6 protein-coding genes are annotated in these 9,814 nt (G+C 68.3%); 4 read left to right on the forward strand and 2 right to left on the reverse strand.

The window, feature by feature from the left end:
* Positions 1 to 89: 89 nt before the first annotated feature.
* From hutH to HPA02_RS17330, 3 genes are all read left to right on the forward strand, one after another.
* Positions 90 to 1,640, forward strand: a complete 1,551-nt coding sequence (gene hutH / locus HPA02_RS17320; protein ID WP_146804456.1) for a histidine ammonia-lyase — start codon at positions 90 to 92, stop codon at positions 1,638 to 1,640.
* A gap of 80 nt (positions 1,641 to 1,720) precedes the next feature.
* A complete protein-coding gene (locus HPA02_RS17325; protein WP_146804457.1) occupies positions 1,721 to 3,067 on the forward strand; it encodes a Na+/H+ antiporter family protein in 1,347 nt (448 codons plus the stop codon).
* Positions 3,068 to 3,250: 183 nt separating this feature from the next.
* Positions 3,251 to 4,639, forward strand: a complete 1,389-nt coding sequence (locus HPA02_RS17330) for a PAS domain S-box protein (RefSeq protein WP_146804458.1) — start codon at positions 3,251 to 3,253, stop codon at positions 4,637 to 4,639.
* A gap of 17 nt (positions 4,640 to 4,656) precedes the next feature.
* Here the strand turns inward: HPA02_RS17330 and HPA02_RS17335 are convergent, their stop codons facing one another.
* Positions 4,657 to 5,109: a YchJ family protein gene (locus tag HPA02_RS17335; protein WP_146804459.1), complete on the reverse strand. Its 453-nt coding sequence runs from the start codon at positions 5,107 to 5,109 to the stop codon at positions 4,657 to 4,659.
* Positions 5,110 to 5,246: 137 nt separating this feature from the next.
* On the opposite strand from HPA02_RS17335, the gene HPA02_RS17340 reads away from it, so the two are divergent.
* Positions 5,247 to 8,012, forward strand: a complete 2,766-nt coding sequence (locus tag HPA02_RS17340; protein WP_146804460.1) for a cation-translocating P-type ATPase — start codon at positions 5,247 to 5,249, stop codon at positions 8,010 to 8,012.
* Here the strand turns inward: HPA02_RS17340 and HPA02_RS17345 are convergent.
* Complete coding sequence (locus tag HPA02_RS17345) at positions 7,985 to 9,685, reverse strand: diguanylate cyclase domain-containing protein (RefSeq protein ID WP_146804461.1); 1,701 nt, start codon at positions 9,683 to 9,685, stop codon at positions 7,985 to 7,987. The two genes, HPA02_RS17340 and HPA02_RS17345, sit on opposite strands and share 28 nt — an antisense overlap.
* Positions 9,686 to 9,814 lie beyond the last annotated feature (129 nt).

Here is a 9,814-nt window from a genome sequence, read left to right on the forward strand (position 1 = left end):
GTCCTCGACTCGAATTCGGCGATGAGCCGATCCGGGGTCAAGCCTCGGCGCTCATCGCCCTCGCCGCATTCTCCTAGGAGAGCCATGTTATGACCCATCTCGAGATCCATCCCGGCAAGATGACCCTGGCCCAGGCGCGCCAGGTCTATGAGGCGCCGCTGTCGGTCGGCCTGCCGGCCAGCGCCGATGCGGCCATCCAGCAGGGCGTCGACTGCGTCAATCGCGTCGTCGCCGAGGATCGCACCGTCTACGGCATCAACACCGGCTTCGGGCTGCTGGCCCAGACCCGCATCGAGAAGCACAACCTGGAGGCCCTGCAGCGCTCCCTGGTGCTCTCGCATGCCACCGGCGTCGGCGAGCCCATGGAGGACGCCCTGGTGCGCCTGATCATGGTGCTCAAGGTCAACAGCCTGGCCCGGGGCTTCTCCGGTATTCGCCGCGAGGTGCTCGACGCCCTGGTGGCGCTGATCAACGCCGAGGTCTACCCGCATATCCCCCTCAAGGGCTCGGTGGGCGCCTCCGGCGACCTGGCGCCGCTGGCGCATATGAGCGTGGTACTGCTCGGCGAGGGCCAGGCCCGCCACCGGGGCGAATGGCTGCCGGCCACCGAGGCCCTCAAGGTGGCCGGCCTCGAGCCGCTGAGCCTGGCCCCCAAGGAGGGCCTGGCGCTGCTTAACGGCACCCAGGTCTCCACCGCCTACGCCCTGCGCGGCCTCTTCGAGGCGGAAGACCTCTACGCCGCCGCCACCGTCTGCGGTTCGCTCACCGTGGAGGCGACCCTGAGCTCGCGTTCGCCCTTCGATCCGCGGATTCATGAGGTGCGTGGCCAGCAGGGCCAGATCGACGCCGCCGCCGCCTACCGCCACCTGCTGGGCAGCCGCAGCGCCATCAGCGACACCCATGCGCACTGCGACAAGGTGCAGGACCCCTACTCCCTGCGCTGCCAGCCCCAGGTCATGGGCGCCGCCCTGACCCAGCTGCGCCAGGCCGCCGAGGTGCTGGCCGTCGAGCTCAACGCGGTCTCCGACAACCCCCTGGTGTTCGCCGCGGAGGGCGATATCATCTCCGGCGGCAACTTCCACGCCGAGCCGGTGGCCATGGCCGCGGACAACCTGGCGCTGGCCATCGCCGAGATCGGCTCGCTCACCGAGCGGCGTATCTCGCTGATGATGGACAAGCACATGTCCGGGCTGCCGCCCTTCCTGGTCGAGAACGGCGGGGTCAATTCCGGGTTCATGATCGCCCAGGTCACGGCGGCCGCCCTGGCCAGCGAGAACAAGGCCCTGGCCCACCCGCATAGCGTCGACAGCCTGCCCACCTCCGCCAACCAGGAAGACCATGTCTCCATGGCCCCGGCCGCCGGCAAGCGCCTCTGGGAGATGGCCGCCAACGTGCGTGGCATCCTGGCCATCGAGTGGCTGGCCGCCTGCCAGGGCCTGGACTTCCGCCGGGACGATCAAGACCGGCCGCTGGTCACCACCGCGGCCCTGGAGCAGGCCCGTCATACCCTGCGTGAGCGGGTCGGCTACTACGATAAGGACCGCTTCTTCGCCCCGGATATCGAGGCCGCCACCGCGCTGCTGGCCAGCCGCGCCTTGAGCCCCCTGGTACCCGCCGGTATGCTGCCCAGCTGCCACTGAGCCGCCCGGCGTTTCCCGTGTTCCCACGGCGCCTGCCGTGGGGATATCAGTGCATTCGTTCCCAACGATAAGAGCCCATCATGAATGCTATCGTTCTTGCCATCCTGGTGATGGTCGGCCTGAGCCTGGCTCGGGTCTCCGTGGTCTTCGCCCTGATCGTCGCCACCCTGGTGGGGGGCCTCTATGCGGGCATGCCCATCGGGGAGATCCTCGACGCCTTCAACGACGGCCTCGGCAACGGCGCCACCATCGCCCTCTCCTATGCGGTGCTGGGGGCCTTCGCGGTGGCCCTGTCGCGCTCGGGGATCACCGAGCTGCTGGCCAACCGCGCCATCGCCGGGCTCGACCTGGACACCCCGAGCGACAACCATCGCCTGGTCACCTATACCCTGCTGGCGGCCCTGCTGGCGGCGGCGGTGAGTTCGCAGAACCTGATTCCGGTGCATATCGCCTTTATTCCGGTGCTGGTGCCGCCGCTGCTCAAGCTGATGAACCACCTGCGCCTCGACCGGCGCCTGGTAGCCTGCGTGATCACCTTCGGCATCACCGCGCCCTATATGCTGCTACCGGTGGGCTTCGGCGCCATCTTCCTCAACGACATCCTGCTCACCAACCTCAACGAGAGCGGTGCCGAACTGGGGCTGGAAGTCACCCGCCAGATGGTGCCCCTGGCCATGGTCATCCCCATCGGCGGCATGGCGCTGGGGCTGGCGGTGGCGGCGCTGTTCAGCTACCGCAAGGGACGCGACTACGAGGACCGCGACCTGGCCCATGGCGACGAGACCCCGGCCCAGGCGGCGCGCCACCTGGCCGGCTGGCAGAAGGCGGTGCTGGGCATCGCCCTGGTGGGCACCGTGGTGGTGCAGCTCACCACCGGTTCCATGGTGCTGGGGGGGATCTTCGGCTTCGCCCTGCTGTCGCTGAGCGGCGTCTTCCACTGGCACGAGCAGGACGGCATCTTCACCGAGGGCATGCGCATGATGGCCCTGGTGGGCTTTATCATGATCTCGGCGGCGGGCTTCGCCGGCGTGATGCAGGCCAGCGGCGAGGTGCAGGGCCTGGTCGAGGGCTCCGCCGAGCTGATCGGCGACAACAAGGGGCTGGCGGCACTGATCATGCTGCTGGTGGGCCTGTTTATCACCATGGGCATCGGCTCTTCCTTTTCGACCATCCCCATCATCGCCTCCCTCTACGTGCCCCTGGCGCTGAGCTTCGGCTTCTCGCCGATGGCCACCGTGGCCCTGGTCGGCACCGCCGCGGCCCTGGGCGACGCCGGCTCGCCGGCCTCCGACTCGACGCTGGGGCCCACCGCCGGCCTCAATGCCGACGGCCAGCATGACCATATCTGGGACAGCGTGGTGCCGACCTTCCTGCACTACAATATCCCGCTGATCGCCTTCGGCTGGATCGCCGCCATGATCCTCTGAGGCCTTTACCAGCCATTGCCTACCGCCAACGGGCCGGGAATGTTTCCCGGCCCGTTTTTCGTTGTCGGCCTCCCCCGGCCCGAGCGGCGATACCGACACCACGACAAACTTATTCAAATTATATTTGATGTATAACTTCTGTATCGATATGCTCTCGTCGAACCCACTGGTGCGAGACCGGCGATGCTATCCCTGCTTCAGCGACTCACTGTTTCTCTCTCTCCCGCCTCCTCCCGGGCAGCGGACTCCGCGCACGGCGCCCCTTTTCGAGACGCCTTCGAGGCACTGCCGATCGCGGCCCTGCTGCTGGATCGGCGCGGTGAGATCATCGAGAGCAATGCGGCCGCACGCCGCCTCTGGGGCAGCGACGCCCTGCGAGGGGCGCACTGTCGCACGCTCTTGCCCAGCCTGAGCCCGTCCTCCCCGGACCAGGAACGGCGCCTCGAGGGGCGGGATGGAAGCGGCGCCCCCTTCCTCGCCGACGTGACCCTGGGGCGGCACGGCGAGGCGCGGGTGGTCAGCGTGCGTCCCGTCGCGGCGCCGGCGACGAATCATGCCGACCAGGCCCTGGAACAGGCCCTGGACGCGGTGGTCACCATCGACACCGAGAATCGCATCACCTTCTTCAATGCCGCCGCCGAGCGCCTGTGGGGCTATCGTCGCGAGGAGGTGCTGGACCAGAACGTCAAGCTGCTGGTGCCGGAGACCTATCGCCACCAGCATGATGGGTTTATCCAGCGTCATCGCCGCAGCGGACAGAATCGTATCGTCGGCAGCAGCCGCGACGTGCAGATGCAGCGCCGCAACGGCGAGACGCTCTGGGTCAACCTCTCGCTCTCCCGGGTCGAGGTCGACGGCGAGACCTGCTACACCGCCTTCGCCAAGGACATCAGCGCCCAGCGTCAGCTTCAGGAGCGGCTCAATCAAACCCTGGAGCAGGCCCTGGACGCGGTGGTCACCATCGATCACCACAACCGGGTCACCTTCTTCAATGCGGCGGCGGAGAAGCTCTGGGGCTATGCCCGCGAGGAGGTACTGGGGCAGAACGTCAAGATGCTGGTGCCGGCGGCGATCCAGGACCACCACGACGGCTATGTCGATGCCAATCGCCAGGGGGGAGAAAACAAGATCGTCGGCTTTACCCGGGAAGTCCCGGTGCCGCGCAAGGATGGCGAGACTCGCTGGGGCAGCGTCACCCTCTCCAAGGTCGAGCTGGGCGACGAGACGCACTACACCGCCTTCTTCCGCGATGTGACCGGCGATGTGACGCTGCGCCGCGAGATGGACGAGAAGATGACCAAGGTGGAGGAGGCGAGCCAGCAGATCAGCGCCCTGGTGGAGTCGATCGACGGCATCGCCAGCCAGACCAACCTGCTGTCACTGAATGCCGCCATCGAGGCCGCCCGGGCCGGAGACGCCGGGCGTGGCTTCGCCGTGGTGGCCCAGGAGGTGCGCCATCTCGCCGAGCGCTCCTCCGGCGCCGCGGGCGGGGTGCGCGACGGGGTCGAGCTGACCCGCGGCCTGCTCGGCGAGCTCAAGGAGACCCTGGGGCGCCTGGCGGAGAAGCGTTAACGGCCAGCGCCCGCCTCTCAGGCCACCCCGCAACAGGCCTTGAACTTGCGCCCGCTCCCGCACGGGCAGGGGTCGTTGCGTCCCGGTTTGAGGCGCTGCCAGGACGCCTCGCCATCCCGGTAGTACCAATGTCCCGCCTCGCGCAGGAAGCGGGAATCCTCTTCCAATACCGCCCAGCGCCGCCCCTCCCGGAAGGTGGCGCGAAAGTGGACCCGCCCCTGGTCGCCCGCCGCCTGGCTCTCCAGTATCTCCAGGCGCACCCAGTGTGTGTTGTCGTCCGCCGCCAGGCTGGCGGGGCGAGTCGCGGCATGCCAGCTGGCCAGCAAATAGTCGGTCCGATTCAGGGCGAAGGCGCTGTAGCGGGAGCGCATCAGCGCCTCCGGGCTAGGCGCCGGCGCCCCCTGGTGATAGGGGCCACAGCAGTCGGCGTAGGCGGCCCCGCTGCCGCAGGGACAGGCTCGCTGGTTCATCGCTTTGCTCCTCGTGATCGGCGCGCCAGTGTGCCACGACCCTCGCCGGCTGTCCGCGACCTTGACCGGGATCACTGCACTGCAGCAAAGGCTATGCTACAGCTGTAGGCTGGCCCACCGGCGAGGAGCGACCCGCTATGCACGATCCCGACAAGGCATGGCACGCCCTGGAGACCACGGAGGTCCTGGCACGACTCGACACGCCGCGGGACGGGCTCAGCGAGGCGCAAGCCGCACGGCGCCTTGCCGAGCATGGCCCCAATCACCTGCGTCGGGCCAAGCCGCGCCCCGCCTGGCAACGCCTGCTGGCCCAGTTCAATAACCTGCTGATGGGCATCCTGGTAGTGGCGGCCCTGGCCAGCCTGATGCTGGGCCATCGGCTGGATGCGGCGGCGATCCTCGGCGTGGTCGTGATCATCGCACTGATCGGCTTTATCCAGGAGGGTAAGGCCGAGCAGGCCCTGGAGAGCATTCGCCAGATGCTCTCGCCCCAGGCCCGGGCGATCCGGGACGGCCGCCGCCAGACCCTGGACGCCGGCACGCTGGTGCCCGGCGATCTAGTGTGGGTGGAGAGCGGCGACCGGGTCCCCGCCGACCTGCGCCTGCTGGAGACCAAGCGCCTGCGCACCCAGGAGGCCGCCCTGACCGGCGAGTCCACGGCGGTGGACAAGGCGACCTCGCCGGTGGCCGAGGAGGCGGAGCTGGGCGATCGCAGCGACATGGCCTTCGCCGGCACCCTGGTGGTCCAGGGCACCGGCCTGGGGGTGGTAGTGGCCACCGCGGCCCAGACCGAGCTGGGGCGTATCTCCGAACTGCTGCGGGAAGTGGACAAGCTCAAGACACCACTGCTGCAACAGCTCGACCGGGCCGGCCGGGTCCTGGCGCTGGTGATCCTGATGGCCGCCGCCCTCACCGCCGCTTTCGGCGTCCTCGTCCATGACCAGCCCCTGGGCGAGATGTTCATGGCCGCGGTGGGCCTGGCGGTGGCGGCGATTCCCGAGGGCCTGCCCGCGGTGGTCACCATCGCCCTGGCGCTGGGGGTGCAGGGCATGGCCCATCGCCGCGCCATTATCCGCCGCCTGCCGGCGGTGGAAACCCTGGGCGCGATCTCCACCATCTTCTCCGACAAGACCGGCACCCTGACCCGCAACGAGATGACCGCCCAGGCGCTCTGGCTTCCCGAGGGGGAGTACCGCATCGAGGGCATCGGCTTTGCCCCCCGGGGCGACTTCCACGCCGTCGACGCCGAGGGCCAGGCCCGAGTGGCGCATCTCGCCGACCACCCTGCCCTGCTCCACTTCCTCAAGGTGGGGGTGTTGTGCAACGACGCCGAACTGGCCGAGGTCGAGGGCCAGTGGCAGATCCATGGCGACCCCACCGAGGGAGCCCTGGTGGTGGCCGCCGCCAAGGCGGGACTCGCCGCCGGCGAGCTGCGCGACGACCACGATCGGCGGGATGCCATCCCCTTCGAGTCCGAACGCAAGTACATGGCCACCCTGCATGAACTGGAGGGCCTGCCACGCCTGCTGGTCAAGGGTGCCCCGGACCGTCTGCTGGAGATGTGTCACCTCGAGCGCACCGCGGACGGCGGCGAGGCGCCACTCGACGCCGAGGCCTGGGAAGAGCGCATCCATGCCCTCTCCTCTCGAGGCCTGCGGGTGCTGGCCCTGGCCGAGAAGCCCGTGCATGGCATCGAGGAACTCCGCGACGAGCACGCCGAGGAGGGCCTGGTGCTGCTGGGGCTGGTGGGTCTGCTCGACCCGCCCCGGGAGGAGGCCATCGCCGCGGTGGCCCAGTGCCTGGATGCCGGCATTCGTCCGGTGATGGTCACCGGCGATCACGCCGTCACCGCCCTGGCCATCGCCCGGGAGCTGGGCTTCGCGCATACCGAGCGCGCCCTCACCGGCCGCGAGGTGGAGGCGATGTCGGACGCCGAGCTGGCGCGGGTGATCCTCGAGGTCGACGTCTACGCCCGGGCCGCCCCGGAGCACAAGCTGCGCCTGGTCCAGGCGATGCAGGCCCGGGGCGGTATCTGCGCCATGACCGGCGACGGTGTCAACGATGGCCCGGCGCTGAAGCGCGCCGACGTCGGCGTGGCCATGGGCATCCAGGGCACCGAGGCGGCCAAGGAGGCCGCCGAGATGGTGCTGGCGGACGACAACTTCGCCACCATCGCCGCCGCCATCGAGGAGGGTCGCAGGGTCTATGACAATATCCGCAAGACCATCACCTTCCTGCTGCCCACCAATGGCGGCCAGGGGCTGGCCATCCTGCTGGCGGTACTGGCCGGCAGCCTGCTGCCGGTAACCCCGCTCCAAGCGCTGTGGGTAAACATGGTGGTAGCGGTGACCCTGGGCCTGGCGCTGGCCTTCGAAGCGGCGGAGCCGGGGATCATGGCGCGCCCGCCCCGGGATCCACAGGCACCGCTGCTGGATCTCTTCCTGCTATGGCGGGTGGTATTCGTGTCGCTGCTGCTGCTGGCGGGAGTCTTCGGCGTCTTCGCCTGGATCCTCAATGGTCAGGATGGCAGCGAGGCGCTGGCCCGGGCCGGGGCGGTCAATATGCTGGTGATGGGCAGCGCCGCCTACCTGATCAATAGCCGCTTCCTCACCGCCAGCGCCCTCTCCTGGCGGGGCATCTTTGGTAGCCGTCCGGTCTGGTTGGCCATTGGCCTGGTCACGGCCCTGCAACTGGCCTGGACCTACCTGCCGCCGCTGCAGCTGGTGTTCGGCAGTGACGCCCTGGGCCTCGGCCACTGGGCGGTGATCCTCGCCGCCAGCCTGGGGCTCTTCCTGGTGGTGGAACTTGAGAAGTGGCTGTGGCGCCGTCGCCCGCCCCGGCGCAGCGCCACGCCCAGGCTGACGCCCGAGCGAACTCAGCGTCGCCGACGACCCTCGCCGTAGACCACCACCCGGTCACGGCCCCGCTCCTTGGCCAGGTACATGGCCTGGTCGGCATAGTGGGCCAGGGCCTGGCTCTCCTCGGCATGTTCGGGGCATAGCGCCAGGCCGATGCTCGCGGAAACGCCGAGGGTCAGGTGATCCACCGCGAAGGGCTCGCGCAGGGCCTCGCACAGGGTCACGGCCACGCCATGGGCATCGTCGCGACCACTGATCAAAGGCAGCAGCACCACGAACTCGTCGCCGCCGATGCGGCCGATGATATCCGAGGCGCGCAGCCGCGCCTCCATGCGTCTCGCCACGGCGATCAACAGGCGGTCGCCGACCCCATGGCCATGGGTGTCGTTGACCGGCTTGAACTTGTCCAGGTCGATAAACATCAGCGCCAGCGGTTGACGCTGACGCAGGGCCAGTTGGATAGCCTTGTCCAGGTGGGAGAAGAACAGCGCCCGGTTGGGCAGTTCGGTCAACGGATCGTGCTGGGCCATATGGCGGATCTTCTCCTCCATGGCCTTGCGTTCGGTGATGTCCCGGGCAATGCCCATGCAGGTGGTCAGGCTACCGCCCTCGTCGAACATCGGCGAGGCATTGGAGGTGTGCCAGCGCCAGTCGCCATCACCATGGCGCATCCGGTACTCCACCCCCTGCTGTTTGGTGCCGGAATCGAACAGCGCCCCCAGGAAGGCCGCCACCGCGGGACGATCCTCGGGATGCACGAAATCGATCAAGGGTTGCCCCAGGGCCGCCTCGGCGTCCAGGCCCAGCATCTCCGACCAGTTGGGGGAGACATACTCCAGGCGTCCCTCCCGGGTCAGGGAATAGATGATGTCGTTGGCGTTCTCCACCAGCAGCTGGAAGCGTCGGTCATTGACCGCATTGCGCTCTTCGAGCCGCTTCTGAGCGGTGATGTCATTGACATAGCCGGTCCAAACCAGGCTGCCATTCTCGAGCCGCTGGGCGATATCGTTGGCCTCCAGCCACAGCAGCCGGCCATCCCGGTGATACATGCGAAACTCGCTATGCCAGGGCGCCAGGCGCTCGGCGCACTCCAGGCTCTCGCCGATGACCCGCTCGCGGTCGTCCGGGTGGATCAAGCCGATCAGCGCCTCGGCGTCGGCCTCCGCCTCGGCGACGCTGACCCCGAACATCTCCTCGACCCGTTTACCCACATAGGAATAGGACCAATGGCCGTCGGCGTCGCGACGCAACTGATAGATAAAGCCCGGCAGGGCATCGGCCACCGATACCAGGGTCTGGGTAAAGTCGCGCAGCTCGGTGATATCCCGGGCGGTACCCAGGATCAGCGACACCTCGCCGGACTCGTCAAACAGGGGGGTCAAACGGGTCTGCCAGCAGCGCTGGCCGGCGGGGAGTGGGAAGTGCTGTTCATAGAGGCGCGTCTGGCGGGCCCGCAGGCAGAGTCGGTACTGATCCTCGATCAGCGGCGCCAGCGCCGTCGGCAGCGCCTCGGCGGGGGTATGCCCTTCCATCACCGAGCGCGGGATGCCGGTGCCCTTGACCAGGGCATCATTGACCCGGAGGTAGCGAAAGCGCTCGCCCCCCGCCTCCACCGCCACCACGAACTGAGCATCCGCCGAGGCCTCGAAGAGGCGATGATAGAGGGCCTCGACCACGCAGTCCTGGCCCGGTAGGCACCGATCACCCGGCTCTCCCATTCGCTATGTCCCCCCGCGTCGAGCCGAGTCCCTGGCGACATTTTTTACCTTCTTATCTAACCATATTGGCACAGCCGGGGGCCCGCCCGCTTCAACGCTGTCGAGAGTAAGTCCTTCTGCTACATATTC

Source organism: Bisbaumannia pacifica (assembly GCF_007989625.1).
GTDB classification, from domain to species: domain Bacteria; phylum Pseudomonadota; class Gammaproteobacteria; order Pseudomonadales; family Halomonadaceae; genus Bisbaumannia; species Bisbaumannia pacifica.